The sequence below is a fragment of the Paraburkholderia sp. RL18-101-BIB-B genome (genome assembly GCF_046026985.1).
Taxonomy (GTDB): domain Bacteria; phylum Pseudomonadota; class Gammaproteobacteria; order Burkholderiales; family Burkholderiaceae; genus Paraburkholderia.
The window spans coordinates 1-1,428 of the sequence record NZ_JARESV010000150.1; the positions used below are offsets into that span (position 1 = coordinate 1).

The following is a 1,428-nucleotide window of genomic DNA, read 5'->3' on the forward strand; positions in this document are numbered from 1 at the left end:
ATGATATGAACGCCTCCCACCCGTGAGCGGTGGAAGCGAGAGGAAAGCGGAGCCTCACGGGCCAACGGCATCAAAGTGCCAGAATGGAAGACCATAGAGATTTCCCAGGCAAACCGGAGGCTCCAAATGGATATTACGACGGTAGGTGTGGACATTGCAAAAAACGTCATTCAGCTCCATTACATCGACGCGGAGACGGGCGAGATCGTAAACAAACCCGTGAAGCGGACGGCGTTTCTTGAGCATTTTGCGAACCGCTCTGCGTGCCTGATAGGGATGGAGGCGTGTGGTGGTTCGCAGCACTGGGCCCGCAAGCTCACGGCGATGGGCCACCAGGTGAAGCTGATGCCGGCGAAGTTCGTCAAGGCGTTCGTGATGGGTAACAAGAATGATGCAGCTGATGCGCGTGCGATCTGGATGGCGGCGCAACAGCCGGGCAAGTCAGTTGCGGTGAAGACGGAAACACAGCAGGCAGTGCTGGGGCTGCACCGGATGCGGGAACAGCTGGTGAAATTCCGGACGATGCAGATCAACAGTCTGCGTGGCCTGCTGACCGAATACGGTGAAGTGATGGGCAAGGGTCGGGCTGCGCTGGATAAGGCGGTGCCGGATGTGCTGGAGCGGCTGGTGGGCCGTTTACCGATGATTCTGATCGACACGCTGCACGAACAGTGGAGCGGCCTGGCGGATCTCGACCGGCAGATTGCCGAAATCGAACGGCGTCTACAGGCCTGGCTGAAAGAGGACAAGGCATGCAGGGCAATTGCTGCGATCCCGGGTGTCGGACTGCTAACTGCAACCGCCGCGATCGCGACGATGGGAGACGCGAAAACGTTCAGATCCGGGCGTGAGTTCGCGGCCTGGATCGGGCTGGTCCCGAGACAAACAGGCTCGGGCGGCAAGGTCCAGTTGCTGGGGATCAGCAAGCGAGGCGATACCTATCTACGCAAGCTGCTGATTCACGGTGCGCGCAGCGTGCTCTTCCACACGAAGGAGCCTGGGCCGTGGCTTGAGCAGATGAGGAAGCGGCGGCCGATGAATGTAGCGGTCGTGGCACAGGCCAACAAGATGGCCCGCACGATCTGGGCGATCCTGGCGCATGACCGACAGTACGACAAGGATCACGTGAGCGTGAAGCCGGCCTGACCGGCAACCACTCTATACAAGTTCAACGTTTGCAGGATGACACGTCGAAAGGTTGCGCTGGCAATCGTATGTGATGACAAGACAGGTCGGACCGGGACTCGCTAAACCTGAATCTGTCCAAGAGCTTCGAGCTCGGGCCAAAAATGAGGTGCGGGCCAGCGGATTTCATAGTGGGCCGCAGCGTATCAGGCTGCAATAAGCCCGAATATAAAGCTGCAACCCATCCTGTCGCAGTCGTAGCACGCGAAAAACCGTCGCAAACGGGAGGCGTTCATATAAGGA

Annotated in this window: 1 protein-coding gene; it reads left to right on the forward strand. The window is 58.8% G+C overall.

The window, feature by feature from the left end; all coding sequences use genetic code 11:
- Nucleotides 1–126: 126 nt before the first annotated feature.
- A complete protein-coding gene (locus P0D73_RS46395) occupies nt 127–1,146 on the forward strand; it encodes an IS110 family RNA-guided transposase (protein ID WP_408436448.1) in 1,020 nt (339 codons plus the stop codon).
- The last annotated feature ends 282 nt before the right edge of the window (nt 1,147–1,428 follow it).